This window comes from Mitsuaria sp. GD03876 (genome assembly GCF_029840635.1).
Classification (GTDB): domain Bacteria; phylum Pseudomonadota; class Gammaproteobacteria; order Burkholderiales; family Burkholderiaceae_C; genus Roseateles.
Genome location: NZ_JAOCCU010000022.1, coordinates 20311 through 40580, shown reverse-complemented (window position 1 = coordinate 40580; position 20270 = coordinate 20311). Strand labels below are relative to the sequence as shown.

Here is a 20270-nt window from a genome sequence, read left to right as displayed (position 1 = left end):
CATGCTGCAAGCCTACCGCCAACACGAAGCCGAACGCGCCGCGCTCGGCATCCCGCCGCTGCCGCTCGACGCGAAGCAAGTCGCCGAGCTGATCGAGCTCATCAAGGCCCCGCCCGCCGGCGAGGACGCCTTCCTGCTGGACCTGCTGACCCACCGCGTGCCCCCGGGCGTGGACGACGCCGCCAAGGTCAAGGCCAGCTTCCTGGCCGCCGTCGCGCACGGCGACCTGGTGGTCGGCCTGGTCTCCAAGGCCAAGGCCACCGAGCTGCTGGGCACCATGGTCGGCGGCTACAACGTGCATCCGCTGATCGAGCTGCTGGACGACGCCGAGGTGGCGGGCGTCGCGGCCGAGGGCCTGAAGAAGACCCTGCTGATGTTCGACTACTTCAACGACGTCGCCACCAAGGCCAAGGCGGGCAACGCCAAGGCCAAGGAAGTGATGCAGAGCTGGGCCGACGCCGAGTGGTTCACCTCGCGTCCCGAAGTCGAGAAGAAGATCACCGTCACCGTCTTCAAGGTGCCGGGCGAGACCAACACCGACGACCTGTCGCCCGCGCCGGACGCCTGGAGCCGCCCCGACATCCCGCTGCATTACCTGGCGATGCTGAAGAACACGCGTCCCGACGCGGCCTTCAAGCCCGAGGAAGACGGCAAGCGCGGCCCGATGCAGTTCCTCGAGGACCTGAAGAAGAAGGGCCACGTCGTGGCCTACGTCGGCGACGTCGTCGGCACCGGTTCGTCGCGCAAGTCCGCGACCAACTCGGTCATCTGGGCCACCGGCCAGGACATCCCGTTCGTCCCGAACAAGCGCTTCGGCGGCGTGACGCTGGGCGGCAAGATCGCGCCGATCTTCTTCAACACGCAGGAAGACTCGGGCTCGCTGCCGATCGAGGTCGACGTGTCCAAGCTGGAGATGGGCGACGTCATCGACGTGCTGCCCTACGACGGCAAGCTGGTGAAGAACGGCGAGACGGTCGCCGAGTTCAAGCTCAAGAGCGACGTGCTGTTCGACGAAGTGCGCGCCGGCGGCCGGATCAACCTGATCATCGGCCGCTCGCTGACCGCCAAGGCGCGTGAGTTCCTGGGCCTGGCCGCCTCGACGCTGTTCCGCCTGCCGCAGGCGCCGGCCGAGACCAAGGCCGGCTTCACGCTGGCGCAGAAGATGGTCGGCCGCGCGGTCGGCCTGCCGGAAGGCCAGGGCGTGCGTCCGGGCACCTACTGCGAACCCAAGATGACGACCGTCGGTTCGCAGGACACGACCGGCCCGATGACCCGCGACGAGCTGAAGGACCTGGCCTGCCTGGGCTTCTCGGCCGACCTGGTGATGCAGTCCTTCTGCCACACCGCCGCGTATCCGAAGCCGGTGGACGTGAAGACGCACCGCGAGCTGCCCGCCTTCATCTCCAACCGCGGCGGCGTGTCGCTGCGTCCGGGCGACGGCGTGATCCACAGCTGGCTGAACCGCCTGTTGCTGCCCGACACCGTCGGCACCGGCGGCGACTCGCACACCCGCTTCCCGATCGGCATCTCCTTCCCGGCCGGTTCGGGCCTGGTGGCCTTCGGCGCCGCGACCGGCGTGATGCCGCTGGACATGCCGGAATCGGTGCTGGTGCGCTTCAAGGGCTCGATGCAGCCGGGCGTGACGCTGCGCGACCTGGTGCACGCGATCCCGCTGTACGCGATCAAGGCCGGTCTGCTGACGGTGGCCAAGGCCGGCAAGAAGAACATCTTCTCGGGCCGCATCCTGGAGATCGAAGGCCTGCCCGACCTGAAGGTGGAACAGGCGTTCGAGCTGTCCGACGCCTCGGCCGAGCGCTCGGCCGCCGGCTGCACGATCAAGCTGAACCCGGCGCCGATCAAGGAGTACCTGACCTCCAACGTCGTGCTGATGAAGAACATGATCGCCGACGGCTACGCGGACGCGAAGACGCTGCAGCGCCGCATCGAGAAGGTCGAGGCCTGGCTGGCCAAGCCCGACCTGCTGGAAGCGGACAAGGACGCCGAATACGCGGCCGTGATCGAGATCGACCTGGCCGACATCACCGAGCCGATCGTCTGCTGCCCCAACGACCCCGATGACGCGAAGGTGCTGTCGGAAGTCGCCGGCACCAAGATCGACGAGGCCTTCATCGGCTCGTGCATGACCAACATCGGTCACTTCCGCGCGGCGGCGAAGCTGCTGGGCGGCCAGCGCGACATCCCGGTCAAGCTGTGGGTCGCGCCGCCGACCAAGATGGACCAGAGCGAGCTGATCAAGGAAGGCCATTACGCCGCCTTCGGCACGGCCGGCGCGCGCACGGAAATGCCGGGCTGCTCGCTGTGCATGGGCAACCAGGCGCAGGTCCGCGAAGGCGCGACGGTCATCTCGACCTCGACCCGCAACTTCCCGAACCGCCTGGGCAAGAACACCAACGTGTTCCTGGGCTCGGCGGAGCTGGCCGCGATCGCGTCCCGCCTGGGCCGCCTCCCGACCAAGGAGGAGTACCTGAAGGAAATGGGCGTCATCGACGCCGACAAGTCGAGCGTCTACCGCTACATGAACTTCGACCAGATCGAGGAATACGCGGAGACCGCGAAGTCGGTGGCCTGAGGCCACGACGCCGAGGCGGCCCGACGGGCGGCCTCGGACGCAGGGGATTTTGAGTCCCCTGCCCTATGAACAAGGGCCCGGAGGCGCAAGCTTCCGGGCCCTTTGCATTGGCGCCAGCGCCGGACGCCGGCCGCGCGCTCAGCCGCCGATGACGCCGCAGGCGACGCGCGCCCCGCCACCGCCCAGCGGCGCGGGATGGTCGGAATGGTTGTCGCCCCCGGCGTGGACCATCAGCGCATGGCCCTTGAGCTCGGAGAGCTGCTTCAGGCGCGGCGACAGCACCGGGTTGATCGCCTTGCCGTCCTGCGCGACGAACAGCGGCGGCAGGTCGCCGAGGTGGCCGTCGCCCCAGGGCTCGCCATGGCGCTTGGTGCCCTGCGGGTCGAAGTGCCCGCCCGCGCCGCCGGCCGGCGTCGTCGTGCCGTTGGCCGTGGACGGCGCGCACGACGCGTTCTCATGGACGTGGAAGCCGTGCAGGCCGGCCGGCAGTCCGCTGAGCTGCGGATAGAACGCGAGGCCATACGGCGTCTCGACGATGCGCACGGTGCCGACGGCCGCGCCGGCGCCGTCCGCCTGGGCGGCGGAGAGGTTCACCGTCAGCTCGGCGGCCTGCGCGGCCGTGGCGGCGACGCAGGACACGAACAGGCTCAGGCACAGCGACTTCTTGAAGTTCATTCAGGGCTCCTTGGCGTGGGTGTAGTTGGGTTTGTGGGAAGGGGGATGGGCGGGTGTCGTCGGCATCGCCGCCCGGGACCTGCGGGAAGAGCGGCACGGGCTGGCGGCCATGGGTGTCGGCGATTCTGTCCACCCCGGCGTCCGGATGGCGTTTCGACCGCGTTAGGAAAGCGGGTTCACCAGCCCTTGGACACGTACTTGTTGCCGTTGGCCTGGTAGCGCTCGATCGCTTCCTTGAGGTCGGCGTGCTGCTCGCAGGCGGCATTGCATTCCGTGGCCAGCGTGGCGAGCCGCGCCTGCGCCTTGGCCAGGTCGCCCTTCATCAGGTAGAGCTCGCCGGAGTACTCCAGCGCGTTGCGGTGATGCGGGTCGATGCGCAGCGCCTCGTCGTAATAGCGCTCCGAGGCGGCCAGGTCCGGATTGCCGGCCTTGCGCGACACGTAGCCCATCAGGTTGTTCCAGTCGGCGCTGCGGCGGTCGTCGACGCGCTTGAGCTCGTCGCGCGCGGCCTCCCACTTGCGGGCCTCGATCAGCTGGCGCGCGGTGGCCAGGCGGTTGGCCGACGGCGCCGGCGTGGCGGCCGGCGGCGGCGACATGTCGGCGGCCAGCGCGGGGGCGACGGATCCGGCCAGGGCCCAGGCGGCGACGGCCACGGACAGCAGCTTCAAAGACTTCATGGGGGGCTCCTCGAGGGTGACGCAGGACATCCTGCTTCCACACATACGGACGCCGGATGCTGCCGGACGCACCCGAGATCGAAAATCCCCTGTCGCGCATCGATCGCCTCGCGCGGCGCCGGTGCCATCGCCGCCTCCGGCGCCATGCCCAGGCGGCCTCACCACACCTTGACGCAGGCGCCTTCCAGCACGAAGGCCGAGGGCGCCGCCGGCGGCGCGGCGGCCGGTGCCTCGAGGCTGATGCCGAGCCGCCCCACGGCGGCGAAGAGCTTCTCCGACTCCTGCGGCAGCGCGATGCGCGTCTGCCCGGACGCCGTCACCGTGCCGACGACCCAAGGGACGCCCTCCTTCGGGATCGCCCACAAGGTGGCCTGGCGGCCGGCCGGCACGTCGATGGGGCGCAGGACCTTGACGGTCAGCAGCTTGCCGTGGCGACGCGAACTGACGACGACCGACGGCGGCGCCGACGGCGCGCCGAGCACGCCGACGTAGCTGGCGGGCAGCGCCTCCGACGGCGCCTCCAGCCCGGCGATCGTCGGCGCCGTCTTGATGACGACGACGGCCGCGAGCATGCCGGCCACCACGCCGCCGAGCACGCGCGCGGACAGCCAGCGCCGCACGCCGCCGACGACGCCGGCATCGCCGGTGCCGGCCTTCGACGCGGCCGCCCGCGTGTCCGGGAACAGGCGCTGCTCGATCGCGCGCCAGGTCGACGCCGGCGGCGGGATCGGTTTCTGGGCGCGTTCCATCACCGCCAGCCGGGCTTCCCACTGCGCGACGGCGGCGGCGATCTGGCGGGAGTCGCGCATCAACGCGAGCAAGCGCCGCCGCGCCGGACCTTGCAGCGTGCCGAGCGCGTATTCGCGCGCCAGGTGGTCGATCAACTCGGGGCGTTCGTAGTTCATGACGCGACGACGCCTCCGGCCTCGAGGCAGGTCTTGAGCCGGTCCAGCCCGCGGCGCACCCACGCCTTGATCGTGCCCAGCGGCGTGTGCAGCGCCTCGGCGATCTCGGTGTGGACCATGCCGCGGTAGTAGGCGAGCGCGAGCGCCTGGCGCTGCGGCGCGGACAGCGTCTGCATGCAGGCGCCGATGCGGGCGTCGACCAGGCTTTGCTCGAGCAGGTGGGCCGGTTCGCCGGCCGCGTCCGCGGGCACGGCCAGCGCGTCGTCGTCGAGCGCGACCGACTGCGCGTCCTCGTGGCGGCGCGCGCGCAGCAGGTCGATGGCCTTGTTGCGGACGATGTTGATCATCCAGGTCATCGGCGTGCCGGCGGCCGGTTGGTAGCCCTGCGCGTGATGCCAGATGCTCACGTAGGCCTCCTGCAGGATCTCCTGGGCGCGCTGTTCGTTGCGGAGCATCCGCAGCGACACGGAGAACAGGTGCGCGCTGGTCAGGCGGTAGAGGTGCTCGAAGGCGGCGCGGTCGCGCAGGGCGACGCGGGCCATCAGCTGGTGGAGGTCTTGAGGTGCTTGCATCGCCCGCGGTCAAAGCCAAGACGCGGATGATCGTTCAAGAACGGCTCAGCGGGGCTGGGCCGCGCTCCAGAAGACGTAATCGGCGGTGTAGGGAACGCGCGCGGTGCCCGAGGCGGCGCCGGTGCAGTCGGCCGCCGGCGGCGCGACGCCGCCCACGGTGTTGACGCGCTGGACGGCCTCGACCGGCTCGAGCCCGCCGGCGCCGGAGCGCGCTTTCACCGTCAACAACAGCCAGGGGATGGCGCCGGCGGCCGGCGCCGGCGACGAGGCCTGGACCTGCCCGACGATCCGGGAGCCATCGTTCAATTGCCAGAACGGTCCGGCGCCATGGTCGCCGGCCTTCGCGCCGCGGGCGTCGGTCAGCGTCGCTTCCGGGCGGCGGAACTGCCAGGTCCAGCCGCCGCCGTCGGCCCTCGCGCACTCGTAGACCTGGACGCCGACGGCGTGCAGTTCAAGCAGCCGCTGGGCGCCTTCCGCGGGGCGCAAGGTGGCCGGGAGATCCTGGGCGCTCGCCGCGACGGCGGCACAGGCGAGGAACGGGAACAGGGCGGCGTGGATTCGCTTCATGGGTGCTTCCTTGAGGTGGACGGTGGAGGCGCGGCATTGGTGCCGCACGCTTCGACTTACGGACCTCGGTCGGGAACGGATGCACCGGGTTCAAGAAAAAGTCGCCGTCACCTCTTGGGACTCAAGGGGAGGCTCGACGCATGTCCTCGATCATCTGCTCGGCATGACGAGCCAGCACGTGACCGAACTTTCGCGCCCGTCCGTCGCTACCGGCCGCCCGCCACGAATCCGCGTACTGGCGAAGCTGCTCTTCGTTGGTCGATCGCACGAACTCGTCGTTGAACACTTCTTCGAGAGCCTCACGCCTCCGTTCACGCAGCACCTCGACATCCAATCCGAGCAACTTGCTCATGTAGCGAGCCCCAGGGTCGACTGGATCGGTTGCATACACCGCTCCGCTCAATGCATAGATGAATCGCTGCTCACAGTCTTCTTCTGTTGGCGCGATGAAGCGCTCCTCGCAGAAATCATTCTCTTTGGCGTGTCCGCAGTGCCAAGTTGGCCGCATGCCCTTGGGCGTGCGGACGCAAGATGCATGGAGGTTCGAATAGTCCAGATCCAGCTGCTCGAATCGCGACTGCGGTCGAAAGTGCTCGATGTGACTGTCGGCTTCGCCAATGACGCTGCCGCAATAGCAGCAGAGATGCGCCTGCTCCTCCAACAGGGCGCGAAGAAGATTGCGTTTGTCCTCTCCGCCCAAGTCGCGATAGCGAGGACTCCAGCCGTCAGCCTTACCGTCAGTCCTCCAACGCTCGAATTCATGCGGCGACTGCCGCTTGGCGATGTACCTCATCGTCCCAGGGTCCGCTTCCGCTGAAGAAGCGCTTCTTTGCCAATCAGCTCCCGCACCTCTGGAGCGTCCTTGGCAAGCTCATCAATCTTCTGCTCGGCCACATCCAATTGGTTTCGAGTGAGCGCCTCGTCGATTTCGTCCAGACGCTCTTTGATTGGCGTCGCTCGGACTTCTGCCGACATGAGTTCCTGAAGCACCTGGTTGGAGGTCATGCCAAAGCTGCCAGGAGGATTTACCGGCCCTTCCGGCGTCAGCAAGATCACGTGGTCATGCGGCAGTTCGCCGATCACCTGCGGCGAATGGCTGGCAACGATGAACTGCACTTTCGGAAAGGCCTTCGTCAGACCTCGCGTCAAGGCGCGCTGCCATTCGGGATGGAGGTGCATGTCGAGTTCGTCGATGAGCACTATGCCCTCGGTACTGGAAATGACCTCGTCACCCAAATGCGGATTCAGCAAGCACATCCTTCGCGCAATGTCCGCGATAAGGCAGATCACAGCTCTCTGACCGGCGCTCAAATGTTCGAACGCGACCGGGTCGCGCCGTGCCCCATCCCCGTCATGCCAGTCCACCAAAATCTTCTTGCTCTGGAAGTCGTAGCGAATGAACTCGAAAGACTCCAGAGCGCTTCGCAACGCCCGAGTGATTTGGCCAAGCTCGTCGTTATCGATCTTTGAGAACACTCGACCGGACTCCGACGCCACCTGTAGTCGTTCAAGCGACTTTGCAACGACCCAGCGCTGCAATGACTCGGCGTCTTGGCCCGCCGTGGCCCAACTCTCATACCCATGACCGCGTGAATTCCGCTCTACAGCCGCGCTGAGTGCATCGGTGTCTCGCACATGCCAAGCACGACTCGCTCGATAGAACGCGACCACCGGAAGCGCCTGGATTTGCTGCGCTTCCGTTCCTTGTGTGCCGCTGAGAGCTCTCATTTGCAAGGCAACGTTCGGGCTCGATCCGCCGAGCTGGATATGCCCCAACGTCCTTTGGACCTTCCAATTCATGCGGCTGCCGTAAACCTCACCAACCACATCGATTTCAACCGGGTACTGCTCCTCGAAGCGCACGCGGCCATCTGGCGCCACGACTTTGACCCAAGCGAATCCAGGTTCAGAGAAGGGGCCGGAGAAAAAGATATTTGGCAGAGCAGGAACGGCCTGCGTAAGCGCCTCAAATAACGCATGGAGCAGAGAAGTCTTTCCCGCTCCGTTCACGCCTGCGACCACAGAGAGGCCTCGTGCGAACCGCACCTCCAGATGCTCATGCCCGCGATAGTTCTTCAGCTCGATGCGTTCGATGTACATGTCGGGTGCCCTCTTCTTCTCGTCATCTTCCCACGACCAAACCCCAGCGCCGGCAAGCGCTCAGAGCCCTCGCACCATCTCCACGTGCGCGATCCCCGCTTCCTCGAACACCGGCCCGCGGCGCTGGAAGCCCGCGCGGGTGTAGAAGCCCTCGGCGCTGAGCTGCGCGTGCAGCAGCACCTCGCGGTAGCCCTGCTCCCGCCCGGCCTGCATCAGCGCGTCCAGCACCTGGCGGCCGACGCGGCTGCCCCGCATCGGCGACAGCACCGCCATCCGGCCGATCTTGGCCACGCCCGGCACATGCTCCAGCAACCGGCCCGTCGCCAGCGGCCGGCCCAGCCGGTTGTACGCCACCGCGTGCGTGCAGCTCTCGTCCGCCGCGTCCCATTCCATGTCGGCGGGGATCTTCTGTTCCTCGACGAACACCGCCTGGCGGATCCGGTGCGCGTCCGCGCCCAGCGTGTCCCACTGGCCCACCCGCGCCTCGGTCATCGGCTCGCCGCGCTCGAAGCCGAGCAGCAGCTCCCGCAGCGCCTGCGGCACCGCCTTGGGCACCCGCGCCGCCGGATCGGCGAAGACATAGACCAGCTCGCCGTGCACCAGGCACTCGTCGCCGCGGAACACCGCGCAGGTCACCGTCAGCGAGGTCGTGCCCACCCGCTCGGTGCGCACGCCGATGTCCAGCAGCTCGTCGTAATGCGCCGAGCCGAGGTACTCGATCGTCGACTTGCGCACGAACAGGTCGCCCTCCAGCGCCTGCATCGTCGGCGCGTACGGCAGCGCCAGCGCGCGCCAGTAGCCGCCGACCGCCGTGTCGAAGTAGGTCAGGTAATGGCCGTTGAAGACGATCTGCTGCGCGTCGATCTCGGCCCAGCGCACGCGCAGGCGTTCGAAGAAGCGGAAGCGGTCGCGGGAATGGACGGTGGTGGTCATGCGGCCTCGCCGGAAGAAGTCGTGGGCGCCGCGGCGTCCAGCCCGAAGGCCTCGCGCAGCGCGTCGGCGCAGGCGTCCAGCGCCTGCTCGGCCTCGGGAATGCTACGGCCCATCTTGATGAAGTCGTGTGTCACCCCGCGGAACAGCTCCAGCCGCACCGCGTTGCCGTTGGCGCGCAACAGGTCCGCGTAGGCGATGCCCTCGTCGATCAGCGGATCGGCCTCGGCCAGGACGAAACACGCCGGCGCCACGCCCTCGTGGTCCTCGGCCTGCAGCGGCGCGAAGCGCCAGTCCTCGCGGCGCTCGGCCGGGATGTACTGGTTGAAGAACCACGCGATCGTGTCCGCGTCCAGCAGGTGGCCCTTGGCGAAGCGGCGATGCGAGTCCGTGTCCGCATGCGCCGTCGCGCCCGGCGTGATCAGCAGCTGCATCGCCAGCGACACGCCAAGGTCGTCGCGGATGTCGCGCGCATGCAGCGCGGTCACCGCGGCCAGCGTGCCGCCGGCGCTGTCGCCGCCGACCGCGATGCGGGCCGGGTCCAGGCCCAGTTCGGGCGCGGCCTTCGCCAGCCAGGCCAGCGCGGCCCAGCAGTCGTCGACGGCGGCGGGGAACGGGTGCTCGGGCGCGAGGCGGTAGTCGACCGCCACCACCGCCGCGCCGCTGCGCAGCGCCAGCTGGCGGCACAGGCTGTCGTGGGTCTCGAGGCTGCCGATGACGAAGCCGCCGCCGTGGAAGTACAGCAGCACCGGCAGTCCGGCCGGGTGCGTGGCGGCCGCGTCCTCGCGCGTGACGGAGGCGTAAAGGCGGACCGAGATGTCGCCGGCGGGACCGGGGATTGCCCGGTTCTCGATGCGCGGCAACGGGGCGCGCGGCAGGTCCAGGATCTCGGCGCCCATCAGGTAGGCGATGCGCGCCTGCTTGGGCGACAGGCTGTGGAACGACGGCCGGTTGGCGCGATGGATGCGCTCCAGCACCGCGGCCATCCGCGGTGTCAACAAGGTGCTACTCAACGGGAACTCCAGGACGTAGGCTCAGCCGTTCGCCGAGCCGCAATCACGCGATTTTCGCAGAGGACACGAGATGGCCTTGATCCAGTACCTGACCCACATCCACCTGGAGGCCGGCGCGCGCCGCGTCATCGGCGCGGAATGCCAGCGCACCGGCATCACCCGGCCGCTGATCGTCACCGACGCCGGCGTGCGCGCGGCCGGCGTGCTCGATCAGGTGATCGACGCCTGGGTCGCCTCGCCGATCGATCCGGCCACCGTGCCCGTCTACGACCGCACGCCGCCCAATCCCACCGAGGCCGCCGTGCGCGAGGCCGTGGCGCTCTACCGCGAGCACGGCTGCGACGGGCTGATCGCGATCGGCGGCGGCTCCAGCATCGACCTGGCCAAGGGCGTGGCGATCGCCGCGACGCACGACGGACCGCTGACCGCGTACGCCACCATCCTGGGCGGCGCGGGCAACATCACCGAGCGGGCCGCGCCGCTGATCGCGGTGCCGACGACGGCCGGCACCGGCTCCGAGGTCGCGCGCGGCGCGATCCTGATCGTCGACGACGGCCGCAAGCTGGGGTTCCACAACTGGGCGCTGATGCCCAAGTCCGCGGTCTGCGATCCGGAGCTGACGCGCAAGCTGCCCGCGTCGCTGACCGCGGCCACCGGCATGGACGCGATCGCCCATTGCATGGAGACCTTCATGTCCTCGGCGTTCAACCCGCCGGCCGACGGCATCGCGCTGGAAGGCCTGCGCCGGGGCTGGCGCCAGGTCGAGCGCGCCACCACCCACCCCGACGACATCGACGCGCGGCTGGACATGATGGCCGCCAGCACGATGGGCGCGCTGGCCTTCCAGAAGGGGCTGGGCTGCGTGCACTCGCTCAGCCACGCGCTCGGCGGGCTGATGCCGCGGCTGCACCACGGCACGCTGAACGCGGTGTTCCTGCCGGCGGTGATCCGCTTCAACGGGATGCACGACTCGATGCGCCGCGACGACAAGATCGCCCGCATGGGCCATGCGATGAACCTGCAGGAAGGCACGCCGGCCGACGAGCTGGCCGGCGCGGTCAAGGGGCTGAACCAGCGGCTGGGGCTGCCCGCGGGCCTGGGCGCGATGGGCGTGACGGTCGACCTGCACGACCAGATCGTCGAGCGCGCGCTGCACGACCACTGCCACAAGACCAACCCGCGCGAGGCCTCGGCCAGCGACTATCGGCGGATGCTGGACGAGTCGATGTGAGCGGCGGGCGGCGGGGCGTCGCGACAATCGCGCGATGTCCTCGTCCCTTGAGTTGGAAAGCGCTCGTCGCTTCTGGTATCGCCGCGTCGACCAGCGCATCGACGCCCGCGCGTCCTGCGTCGCCCTGGTGGTCCGCACCCTGCCCGGACAGCGGCTGGAAGGCTTCGGCAGCGGCTTCTTCTACGAACGGGCCGGCTGGCCCTTCTTCATCACCGCCAAGCATGTGCTCGACGACGTCCGCGCCAGCATCCAGCAGGGACAACTGCCCTTCCTGCTGGTGCGCGGCCGCGCGGGACTGGTGAAGCTCACCTCGATCGAATTCTTCGCGCAGGAGGAACTCGACCTGGCCGTGGCGCCGCTGTGGCAGCGGCCGTCCTCGTCGTATCGGCATGTCGACTTCTTCACCGAGTCCGAGATCGCCGCCCCGGCCGCGGACGACCAGTTCGCCTTCACCGGCTTTCCCGCGTCCCGCAACAAGACCTACACCGGACAGGTGCCGAAGCCGGAACAGCGCATCCTGACCATCCAGGGCGCGTCGGGTCCGCTGGGCCTGTCGCCCTTCCTGACGCTGCCGTTCGACTCGAAGGGCCTGCATGACTCGGCACTCCGGCCGGCCTCGATGCCGTTGCCCAACGGCCTGAGCGGCATGAGCGGCGGTCCGGTGTTCTCGGTGCACGGCCCGCTCGACCAACCGACGCTGCGCCTGTGCGGCGTCGGCGTGGCCTGGAACCCCGACTGCGCGCTGAAGGTCCTGCGTTTCGACGTGGTGGATGCCTGGCTGGGCAACCACCTCCAGTGGTAGGTCGGCGCCGGCCAGGGACATCGTTGGCAGTCTACCAACTAGTAGATTACACTCCGGCCCCATGACGCCCGACATCGCTTCCGCATGACCACCGAGCTCTCCCCGAAAGCCGCCGAAATCGTCGCCCACACGCGCTCGCTGCTGGTGGCCGGCGGCTACAACAGTTTCAGCTATGCCGACCTGGCCGAGCGGGTGGGCATCACCAAGGCCAGCATCCATCACCACTTCCCGAGCAAGGCGCAGCTGGTGCAGACCGTCGTGCGGCTGTACCGCGAGGAAGCGCGGCAGGGCCTCGCCATGCTGGAGCGCCAGTTCGACGACCCCTTGTCGGAGCTGAACGCCTACGCCGACTACTGGTCCGGCTGCATCCGCAGCGGCGAACACCCCTTCTGCATCTGCGCGATGCTGGCCACGGAGCTGCCGACCCTGCCGGAGGACGTGGCCCTCGAGGTGCGGGCGCATTTCCAGCACCTGGACGCATGGCTGGCCTCGGTGCTCCAGCGCGGCGCGGCGCGCGGCCAGTTCCACCTGCTCAACAGCCCGCCGGTCTCGGCGCGCGCGTTCATGGCCGTCGTGCACGGCGCGATGCTGGTGGCGCGCGCGATGGACGATCCCAAGTCCTTCTCGGCCATCGTGCAGCCGGCGATCCTCAAGCTGACCCAACCGGCCTGATCCCCACACCCGAGGCGGCGCGCGAGCCGCCTTTCATTGAACCCCATAACCTACCAACTAGTAGATCACGACACCACCCTTCAATCCCGCGAAGGCCCGATCGCACCTTCACCCCACCGTCCCCTTCCATCACCCCTTTCCTCTTCGAGATCGACCATGCCTCATCCCCTTTCCGCGCTGGGCATCGCCCACACGCTGCTGAGCCTGCCGCCCGTCATCGCCGGCCTGTACAGCTTCGTCCGTCATCGCCGCATCGATCCGTCGACGCGATCGGGCCGCGTCTACCTGGGCGGCCTGACGCTGTCGGTGTTGACGGCTTTCGGGCTGTCGAGCGTCCAGGGCGTGAACCCGGGCCATGTGCTGGGCGTGCTGGCGCTGCTGGCGGCCTTCGGCGGCGGGCTGCTCGTGCCGCGACTGGGCTTCCTGGGCCGGCTGCGTCCGCACCTGCAGGCGTTCGGCTTGTCGTTCAGCTTCTTCCTGCTGCTGGTGCCCGGCATCAACGAGACGCTGACCCGGCTCCCCGCCGCCAGCCCGCTGGCCGCCGGGCCGGAGGACCCCGTGGTGCGCACCACGCTGCTGGCCTGGCTGCTGGTGTTCGTGGTCGGCTTCGCGCTGCAGAGCTGGCAGCTCCGCGTGGCCCGGCGCCGGGATGCGTGATGCGGCGATAAATCCTGGCAAAGCAGGCGCTTAGCGGATTTCGATGGCGACGCCGGCTAAGCGCCTGCCAAAGCATCCGGAATGGCGGGCGATCTGCGGGCCCGCCGAGCGCCCCGCCCGGGTATCCACGCTGCGTCCCCACCGGGGAAAGCTCGTCTCATGACGGTCACCCGACAAGGAGACCTCATGTCCATTCCCCGCTCCGCGCGCGGCCGCTCGCGCAAGACCTGGCCCCGCCGCGCGTTCGCCGGCGCCGCCGTGGCGCTGTGCGCCCTCGGCGCGCTGCCCGCCCTGGCGCAGGACGCCTTCCCGTCCAAGCCGATCCGCTTCATCGTCCCCTACGCCGCCGGCGGCACCACCGACCTGGTCGCGCGCACCGTCGGCGCGCAGATGTCGCAGGCGCTCGGGCAGACCGTCGTCATCGAGAACCGCGGCGGCGCCGGCGGCAACCTCGGCATGGACGCCGTCGCCAAGGCCGCGCCCGACGGCTACACCATCGGCATGGGCGCGATCTCGACCAACGCGCTCAACCCGCACATTTACAAGAAGATGTCCTTCGATCCCCGCAAGGACTTCAGCGCGATCGGGTTGCTGGGGAACTCCACCATCGTGCTGGAGGTCGGCCCGTCGCTGCCGGTGAAGACCGTCGCGGAACTCCGCGCCCATGCGGCCAAGCACCCCGGCCTGCCGTACGCGACCGCCGGCGCGGGCACCTCGATGCATCTGGCCGGCGTGCTGTTCGGCCAGCTCAGCCACACCGAGTGGGTGCACGTGCCCTACAAGGGCAGCGCGCCGCTGATCACCGACCTGATCGGCGGCCAGGTGCCGGTCGCCTTCGACAACCTGCCCGCGTCGCTGCCCCACATCCAGGCCGGCAAGCTGCGCGCGCTGGCCGTCGCCGGCTCGCAGCGCAGCCCCGCGCTGCCCGACGTGCCCACGCTCGCCGAGGCCGGCCTGCCCGGCTACGCGATCGAGCCGTGGTTCGGCGTCTACGGCCCGGCCGGCCTGCCCGCGCCGGTGGTGAAGAAGCTCGAGCTCGCGCTGCAGGCCGCGCTGGCCGATCCCGGCGTGAAGGACAAGCTGCTCGCCGCCGGCTTCTCGCCGAAGGCCTCGACCGCCGCCGAGCTCGCCAAGCTGAGCGCCAGCGAGTACGAGCGCCTGGGCAAGGTCGCGCGCGACGCGAAGATGACGGTGGATTGATCGCTCGATCGATCGACGGCGCGATCACGTGAACACCTGATCGCGTGATCGCACGGACGCGGGGCGCGGCAACGGGTCGTCGCCGCGCCGTCAACGAAGCCGACTACCCTGGATCTCATGACCTCCCTCTGGACTCCCTCCCGCCGCGGCCTGCTGCAGGCCGCCCTCGCCGCCGGCTGCGCGCCGGCCCTGCTCCGCCATGCCGATGCCGCCGCCGAGCCGCTGTTCGGCCTCGGCATCGCCTCCGGCACGCCGCGCGCGGAGCGCGTGGTGCTCTGGACCCGGCTGCTCGGCGACTCGCTCCCGGCGCGGGTGGCTGTCGAGTGGGAGCTCGCCGAGGACGAGGCCTTCAAGACCGTGGTCGCCCGCGGCACCGAGCAGGCCGAGCCCGGCACCGCCCACAGCGTGCATGCCGAGCCCGCCGGCCTGCGCCCCGACCGCTGGTACTGGTATCGCTTCCGCGCGCTCGGCCAGCAGAGCGCAGTGGGCCGCACCCGCACCGCGCCGGCCGCCGACGCGGCGACGGGCGCGCTGCGCTTCGCGATCGCGTCCTGCCAGCGCTGGGACCACGGCGAGTACGCCGCCTGGGGCGACATGGCGCGTCAGGACCTGGACCTCGTCCTGTTCCTCGGCGACTACATCTACGAATCGGCCACCGCGATCGACAGCAAGGCGCCGCGCCGCCACCAGGGCGGCGCCTGCCGCGGCCTGGACGAGTACCGCCAGCGCTACGCGCAGTACAAGAGCGACCCGCAACTGCAGGCGATGCACGCGGCCGCGCCGTGGATCCTCACCTGGGACGACCACGAGACGCAGAACGACTGGGCCGGCGACGTGTCCGAGGACCTCGCGCCCGATTTCCACCAGCGCCGCATCGCCGCCGCGCAGGCGTACTGGGAGCACCAGCCCTTCCCCAAGGCGATGCGCCCGAAAGGCGCGGACATCGTGCTGAGCCACCACGTCGACTGGGGCCGCCTGGCGCGGCTGATCACGATCGACGACCGCTCCTGGCGCGATCAGCAGGTCTGCCCGAAGCCGGGCCGCGGCGGCTCCAACACCGTCGACCTGAAGGACTGCCGCGCGTTGCTTGACGACCGCCGCACGATGCTGGGCGCGCCGCAGGAGCGCTGGCTGCGCGACAGCTGGGACGCGACGCGTCCGTGGAACCTGCTGGCGCAGCAGACGCTGATGTCGCGCTTCAACTGGCAGGACCCGGCGAAGGGACCGGGCCGCTACTGGACCGACGGCTGGGACGGTTATCCGTTCGCCCGCGAGCGGCTGCTGCGCGACCTGGCGTCGCGCCGCGTGCCCAACACCGTCGTGCTGGGCGGCGACGTCCACGCCAACTACGTCAGCGACCTCAAGCTCGACTGGGACGACGCGAAGGCACCGGTGCTCGCCAGCGAGTTCTGCGGCACCTCGATCTCCAGCCACGGCATGGAGCAGGACCGGCTCGACAAGGCGCTGCCCTTCAACCCGCAGGTGCGCTACGGCCGCAGCGACCAGCGCGGCTACATGCGCTTCGAGCTGCGCGAGGGCCGGCTCGACGCCGAGCTGCGCAGCGTGCGCACGCCGTGGGACGCGAAGAGCGAAGTCAGCACCGCGGCGCGGTTCACGGTCGAGGCGGGACGGCCCGGCGCGCAGGCCGCCTGACACCGGCGCCCCCGCGAGTCGGGGGCGCGCAAGGCCCCATCGGCTTCACGCCATTCACGGCCGCGCGAAACAATCTCGGTACACTCCGGCCCGCTCGTGACCTGGGAGCGCTACCAGCGCCCCGCCCCTCTGTCGCGAGCGCCCTCCGCCATCGACGCGGAGCGCCAGCCTCCCGGGCGGCCGTCCCCTGACGGTCCCCACTGCAGCCAGCACCCCCGATCCCGCGCGGCCCGTCCAGGCCGCCGCCGGACCCGTTCACGCGGGACCGGCCGTTCCCGTGCCTTGCTCGCAGACGCCATGCAACGCGGATTCCTTCACCCCGCGTTCCGCGCGCCGCCCCTGCGCCGGAGCCGCGTTGCCATCGACGTCCATGAGCCACCGTTCCCGCCTCCCGCATCCCCGCCGGATGCCCATCGCCCTGTCCCCGCTCGCCGCCGCCCTCGGCCTGTTGAGCCTCGCCGCCGCCCATGCGCAGCAGGCGCCCGCCGCGCCGGAGGAAGGCGCGCCATCCGCCACCGCTGCGGCATCCACGGCGGCGTCCGCCGCCGCGGCCGGCAATGCCGCCGCCAACGCCAACGCCAACGCGGGCGCCAGCGACGAGCCGCGCAAGATGGATTCCGTCGTCATCTACGGCAGCGTGCAGCGCGACACCGGCTTCGCGCCGACGCAGGGCATCACTGCCGGCAAGGCGGAGATGCGGCTGCTGGAGACGCCGCGCTCGATGAGCGTCGTGACCCGCGAGGTGATGGACTCGCGCCAGATCACCAACCTGCAGCAGGCGCTGCAGACCGTGCCCGGCGTCAGCCCGGTGAACTTCGGCCGACGCGGCTTCGACGACATCAACATCCGCGGCTTCCGCTCGACCGAGTCGATCCTCATCGACGGCCTGGTGCAGAGCCCCGGCATGTGGACCCGGCTGACCAGCTACGCCTACGAGCGCTTCGAGGTGCTCAAGGGCGCGTCCTCGATCCTGTACGGCCAGGTGCAGCCCGGCGGCCTGGTCAACGCGGTCAGCAAGCGGCCCGAGGCGGTGCGCCGCCTGGACGGCGGCATCGACATCGGCAGCTTCAACAGCCGCACGCTGTCCGCCGACATCAACGAGCCGCTGTCCGCCAACGGCCGCACCGCGCTGCGCGTCACCGCGCAGACCTCGGACGGCGATGACGCCACCGATGACGTCTGGCGCAAGGACCGCTGGGTGTCGCCGTCGCTGTCGATCGACTTCGGCCGCGACACCGACTTCGTGATCTTCACCAGCTACAGCACCAGCAAGTGGATCCGCCAGCAGGGCACCACGCCCTACGGCACGCTGCTGCCCAATCCCAACGGCACGGTGCGCCGCACGATGTTCACCGGCGACGCCTCCTTCGGCGGCTACGACGTCGAGCAGAAGACCGCCGGCTACAGCCTGGAGCACCGCTTCACCCCCGCGCTGACGCTGCGCCAGGGCGTGCGCTACGAGGAGGAGTCGGGCACCGGCAACTTCGTCGCGCTGCAGGCGCTGCAGGCCAACCGCCGGCTGCAGAACCGCTCGGCGACGCGCCAGTACCTGGACTTCGACATCCTCGCCACCGACACCTCGGTGCTGGCCAAGGTCGACATCGGGCCGGTCGCGCACCAGGTCGTCGTCGGCCTGGACGCGCGCCGCGGCCACAGCCGCCAGGGCTCGCGCTCCTGCACGATCGCGCCGCTGGACCTGTTCAACCCGCAGTACGGCGTGCCGGCCACCTGCCCGGCCGCCCTGAGCTCGTTCGCGCCGTCCACGCTGACCGTCGCCGGCCTCTACCTGCAGGACCAACTGAAGTTCGGCGACGGCTGGACCGCGCTGGTCGGCGTGCGCCGCGACCACTCGCGCGAGCGCATCGAGGACAAGGTCCGCAACACCCAGTCGCTCAAGACCGACAGCGCCACCGTCGGCAGCGCCGGGCTGGTCAAGGAGTTCCTGCCGGGCTGGTCGACCTACGTCAGCTGGTCCGAGTCCTTCCTGCCGGTCAGCGGCCAGGACTTCGACGGCAAGGGCTTCGTGCCGGAGACCGGCAAGCAATGGGAATGGGGCTTGAAGCACGAGGCGCTCGACGGGCGGCTCACCGGCTCGATCGCGGTGTTCGACCTCAAGCGCCGCAACGTCACCACGTCGGACCCGGTCAACACCGGCTTCAGCGTGCAGACCGGCGAGCAGCAGTCCCGCGGCGTCGAGCTGGAGGTCGGCGCGCGGCTCAAGGACGGCCTGAGCCTGACGGCCGGCTACGCCTACACCGACGCCCGCGTCACCCGCGACAACAACACCGCGATCCTGGGCAAGCCGATCAACCTGCAGCCGCTGCACGCCGCGACGCTGTGGGCGCTCTACAAGCCGACCTGGCTGCCGAACTGGACGCTGGGCCTGGGCGGGCGCGCCGTCAGCCAGCAGCGCGGCAACCTGCCCTTCACGCTGCCGGGCTACGCGGTCGTCGACGCGAGCGTCGGCTACAGCGGCCCGACCTGGCGCGTCAACGCGGGGCTGAAGAACCTGCTCGACAAGGACTACTTCGACGGCGCGATCAACGCCAACGTCGTGTCCCCGGCGCTGGGCCGGACCTGGACGGTCAGCCTGCAGGTGAGCTACTGAACCCGCGCCGCCGTCACGCCGTCACGCGGATGTCCTGCCTCGCCATGAACTGCCTGAAGGCGCTTCCATGCCCAGCCGCCGCACGCTGAACCTGCTGTTCGTCCTGCACTCGTGGGCGGGCGTGGTCACGGGCCTGCTGCTGTTCGTCGTGTGCTTCTCGGGCGCGGTGGTCGTGTTCAAGCACGAGATCGACCTGTGGGCCAATCCGGCGCTGCGCGCGATGCCGCGCGTGGCGGCGCCGGTCTCGCCGGACGTGGTGATGGCGGAGATCGCCGCGCGGCATCCGGGCGCGACGGTCGACTCGCTCGCGCTGCCGGACGACGCGATGCCGGTCTACATGGCCTACGTGCGGCTCGGGCCGGGCGACGGCGCCGGCGGCATTCGCACCAAGCTCGCGCTGCGCGCGGACACCGGCGCGCTGATCGGGCCCGTGGAAAGCCAGCTCGGGCAGTACATCCGGATGCTGCATGTCTTCCTGTTCTTCGGGCCGCGCTGGATCGTCGGGTTCCTCGGCGCGGCGATGCTGGTGCTGATCGGCACCGGCTTCGTCATCCACCGCAAGGTCCTCGCGGAGCTGTTCACCCAGCGCTGGGACCGCAGCCTGCGCGTGGTCATGTCCGACCTGCACAAGTCGGCCGGCATCTGGGGACTGGCCTTCCACCTGCTGATCGCGGCCACCGGGACTTGGCTCGGCCTCGCGCCGGTGTTCGAGCGCGGCTGGGAGTACGTGACGAAGGTGGCCGCGGGCACCGCGGCGGCGTCCGTGGCGCCGCCCGCGACCTCGAAGGCGGCGGCATCGCCCGCGGCAACAGCAACGGCAACGGCAACGGCAACGGCAACGGCAACGGCAACGGCAACGGCAACGGCAACGGGGACGGGGACGGGGACGGCGACGGCGACGGCGGCGGCGAGCAAGGGCAAGTCGGGCAAGGCGAGCGACAAGGCCGCGCGGGTGCCGATGGCCCCGCTCGCCGAGATGGTCGAGGCGGCGCGGACGGCCGTGCCCGACTTCGAGCCGAAGGCGATGTCGCTGCAGAAATGGGGACGGCCCGACGCCGTCGTCACGATCACCGGCGGACTCGCGCATCACCTGCACAGCAACGCGGCGGTGCGGTTCTCCGGCGCGACCGGGCGCGTGACCCAGGCGCGCGATCCGCGCCAGATGGGCTTCTGGAGCCAGGTCGACGGGCTGATGGAGCCGCTGCACTTCGGCGACTTCGGCGGCCTCGGCCTGAAGTGGCTGTATTTCCTGCTCGGCCTGACGCCGGCCTTCCTGTCGCTGACCGGCACCGTCATCTGGCTCGACCGCCGCCGGCAGCGGGAGGCGACGCGCCGCCGCGCCGCGGCCCCCACCGTCGCGCGAGGAGCAATCGCATGACGATCGATCGCACACCCGATGGAGCGTCGGGTCGGAAGCC

General features: G+C 69.9%; 18 protein-coding genes. 9 read left to right on the top strand and 9 right to left on the bottom strand.

Annotation, left to right across the window (positions count from 1 at the left end; genetic code table 11):
• Position 1 precedes the first annotated feature (1 nt).
• Positions 2–2590 carry a bifunctional aconitate hydratase 2/2-methylisocitrate dehydratase gene (gene acnB / locus N5D62_RS15225; RefSeq protein WP_279758690.1) on the top strand — a complete coding sequence of 863 codons (2589 nt, stop codon included), beginning with the start codon at positions 2–4 and terminating at the stop codon, positions 2588–2590.
• A gap of 138 nt (positions 2591–2728) precedes the next feature.
• Here acnB and sodC read toward each other — a convergent pair whose 3' ends face one another.
• The 9 genes from sodC to N5D62_RS15180 all read right to left on the bottom strand — a co-directional run bounded on the left by sodC (position 2729) and on the right by N5D62_RS15180 (position 10002).
• Positions 2729–3265, bottom strand: a complete 537-nt coding sequence (gene sodC, locus N5D62_RS15220; protein WP_279758689.1) for a superoxide dismutase [Cu-Zn] SodC — start codon at positions 3263–3265, stop codon at positions 2729–2731.
• Positions 3266–3441: 176 nt separating this feature from the next.
• Entirely contained in the window at positions 3442–3942 is a 501-nt protein-coding gene (locus tag N5D62_RS15215) for a tetratricopeptide repeat protein (RefSeq protein WP_279758688.1), read from the bottom strand.
• Positions 3943–4100: 158 nt separating this feature from the next.
• Positions 4101–4847 (bottom strand): anti-sigma factor, encoded by a 747-nt coding sequence (locus N5D62_RS15210; RefSeq protein WP_279758687.1) that lies wholly within the window; start codon positions 4845–4847, stop codon positions 4101–4103.
• On the bottom strand, positions 4844–5419 hold the full coding sequence (locus N5D62_RS15205) for a sigma-70 family RNA polymerase sigma factor (protein WP_279758686.1): 576 nt from the start codon (positions 5417–5419) through the stop codon (positions 4844–4846). Before N5D62_RS15205 ends, N5D62_RS15210 begins: the two co-directional genes overlap by 4 nt.
• A 45-nt stretch (positions 5420–5464) precedes the next feature.
• The gene (locus N5D62_RS15200) at positions 5465–5986 is read right to left on the bottom strand and encodes a DUF3455 domain-containing protein (RefSeq protein ID WP_279758685.1); all 522 of its coding nucleotides are present in this window, start codon (positions 5984–5986) and stop codon (positions 5465–5467) included.
• Between the two features lie 121 nt (positions 5987–6107).
• A complete protein-coding gene (locus N5D62_RS15195; protein WP_279758684.1) occupies positions 6108–6779 on the bottom strand; it encodes a retron system putative HNH endonuclease in 672 nt (223 codons plus the stop codon).
• A complete protein-coding gene (locus N5D62_RS15190; protein WP_279758683.1) occupies positions 6776–8086 on the bottom strand; it encodes an AAA family ATPase in 1311 nt (436 codons plus the stop codon). The genes N5D62_RS15195 and N5D62_RS15190 overlap by 4 nt, the downstream gene beginning before the upstream one ends.
• A 60-nt stretch (positions 8087–8146) precedes the next feature.
• Entirely contained in the window at positions 8147–9019 is an 873-nt protein-coding gene (locus tag N5D62_RS15185) for a YbgC/FadM family acyl-CoA thioesterase (RefSeq protein WP_279758682.1), read from the bottom strand.
• Positions 9016–10002, bottom strand: coding sequence for an alpha/beta hydrolase (locus N5D62_RS15180; protein ID WP_279758747.1), 987 nt, complete (start codon positions 10000–10002; stop codon positions 9016–9018). Before N5D62_RS15180 ends, N5D62_RS15185 begins: the two co-directional genes overlap by 4 nt.
• 97 nt (positions 10003–10099) lie before the next feature.
• Between N5D62_RS15180 and N5D62_RS15175 the strand changes: the two genes are divergently transcribed.
• The 8 genes from N5D62_RS15175 to N5D62_RS15140 all read left to right on the top strand — a co-directional run bounded on the left by N5D62_RS15175 (position 10100) and on the right by N5D62_RS15140 (position 20230).
• Positions 10100–11260 (top strand): iron-containing alcohol dehydrogenase, encoded by a 1161-nt coding sequence (locus N5D62_RS15175; protein WP_279758681.1) that lies wholly within the window; start codon positions 10100–10102, stop codon positions 11258–11260.
• Between the two features lie 34 nt (positions 11261–11294).
• Positions 11295–12062: a hypothetical protein gene (locus tag N5D62_RS15170; RefSeq protein WP_279758680.1), complete on the top strand. Its 768-nt coding sequence runs from the start codon at positions 11295–11297 to the stop codon at positions 12060–12062.
• Between the two features lie 84 nt (positions 12063–12146).
• Positions 12147–12734: a TetR/AcrR family transcriptional regulator gene (locus N5D62_RS15165; protein WP_279758679.1), complete on the top strand. Its 588-nt coding sequence runs from the start codon at positions 12147–12149 to the stop codon at positions 12732–12734.
• A gap of 156 nt (positions 12735–12890) precedes the next feature.
• A complete protein-coding gene (locus tag N5D62_RS15160; RefSeq protein WP_279758678.1) occupies positions 12891–13391 on the top strand; it encodes a hypothetical protein in 501 nt (166 codons plus the stop codon).
• A gap of 186 nt (positions 13392–13577) precedes the next feature.
• Positions 13578–14591: a tripartite tricarboxylate transporter substrate binding protein gene (locus N5D62_RS15155; protein WP_279758677.1), complete on the top strand. Its 1014-nt coding sequence runs from the start codon at positions 13578–13580 to the stop codon at positions 14589–14591.
• Positions 14592–14708: 117 nt separating this feature from the next.
• Positions 14709–16244, top strand: a complete 1536-nt coding sequence (locus N5D62_RS15150) for an alkaline phosphatase D family protein (protein ID WP_279758676.1) — start codon at positions 14709–14711, stop codon at positions 16242–16244.
• Between the two features lie 370 nt (positions 16245–16614).
• A complete protein-coding gene (locus N5D62_RS15145; RefSeq protein WP_279758675.1) occupies positions 16615–18852 on the top strand; it encodes a TonB-dependent siderophore receptor in 2238 nt (745 codons plus the stop codon).
• Between the two features lie 67 nt (positions 18853–18919).
• Positions 18920–20230: a PepSY-associated TM helix domain-containing protein gene (locus N5D62_RS15140; RefSeq protein ID WP_279758674.1), complete on the top strand. Its 1311-nt coding sequence runs from the start codon at positions 18920–18922 to the stop codon at positions 20228–20230.
• The last annotated feature ends 40 nt before the right edge of the window (positions 20231–20270 follow it).

Bases quoted from the DNA above. Each gene is read 5' to 3' on its own strand.
- acnB (WP_279758690.1), top strand. From the start codon at position 2: ATGCTGCAAGCCTACCGCCAACACGAAGCCGAACGCGCCGCGCTCGGC.
- sodC (WP_279758689.1), bottom strand. From the start codon at position 3,265: ATGAACTTCAAGAAGTCGCTGTGCCTGAGCCTGTTCGTGTCCTGCGTC.
- N5D62_RS15215 (WP_279758688.1), bottom strand. From the start codon at position 3,942: ATGAAGTCTTTGAAGCTGCTGTCCGTGGCCGTCGCCGCCTGGGCCCTG.
- N5D62_RS15210 (WP_279758687.1), bottom strand. From the start codon at position 4,847: ATGAACTACGAACGCCCCGAGTTGATCGACCACCTGGCGCGCGAATAC.
- N5D62_RS15205 (WP_279758686.1), bottom strand. From the start codon at position 5,419: ATGCAAGCACCTCAAGACCTCCACCAGCTGATGGCCCGCGTCGCCCTG.
- N5D62_RS15200 (WP_279758685.1), bottom strand. From the start codon at position 5,986: ATGAAGCGAATCCACGCCGCCCTGTTCCCGTTCCTCGCCTGTGCCGCC.
- N5D62_RS15195 (WP_279758684.1), bottom strand. From the start codon at position 6,779: ATGAGGTACATCGCCAAGCGGCAGTCGCCGCATGAATTCGAGCGTTGG.
- N5D62_RS15190 (WP_279758683.1), bottom strand. From the start codon at position 8,086: ATGTACATCGAACGCATCGAGCTGAAGAACTATCGCGGGCATGAGCAT.
- N5D62_RS15185 (WP_279758682.1), bottom strand. From the start codon at position 9,019: ATGACCACCACCGTCCATTCCCGCGACCGCTTCCGCTTCTTCGAACGC.
- N5D62_RS15180 (WP_279758747.1), bottom strand. From the start codon at position 10,002: ATGGCCGCGGTGCTGGAGCGCATCCATCGCGCCAACCGGCCGTCGTTC.
- N5D62_RS15175 (WP_279758681.1), top strand. From the start codon at position 10,100: ATGGCCTTGATCCAGTACCTGACCCACATCCACCTGGAGGCCGGCGCG.
- N5D62_RS15170 (WP_279758680.1), top strand. From the start codon at position 11,295: ATGTCCTCGTCCCTTGAGTTGGAAAGCGCTCGTCGCTTCTGGTATCGC.
- N5D62_RS15165 (WP_279758679.1), top strand. From the start codon at position 12,147: ATGACCACCGAGCTCTCCCCGAAAGCCGCCGAAATCGTCGCCCACACG.
- N5D62_RS15160 (WP_279758678.1), top strand. From the start codon at position 12,891: ATGCCTCATCCCCTTTCCGCGCTGGGCATCGCCCACACGCTGCTGAGC.
- N5D62_RS15155 (WP_279758677.1), top strand. From the start codon at position 13,578: ATGTCCATTCCCCGCTCCGCGCGCGGCCGCTCGCGCAAGACCTGGCCC.
- N5D62_RS15150 (WP_279758676.1), top strand. From the start codon at position 14,709: ATGACCTCCCTCTGGACTCCCTCCCGCCGCGGCCTGCTGCAGGCCGCC.
- N5D62_RS15145 (WP_279758675.1), top strand. From the start codon at position 16,615: ATGAGCCACCGTTCCCGCCTCCCGCATCCCCGCCGGATGCCCATCGCC.
- N5D62_RS15140 (WP_279758674.1), top strand. From the start codon at position 18,920: ATGCCCAGCCGCCGCACGCTGAACCTGCTGTTCGTCCTGCACTCGTGG.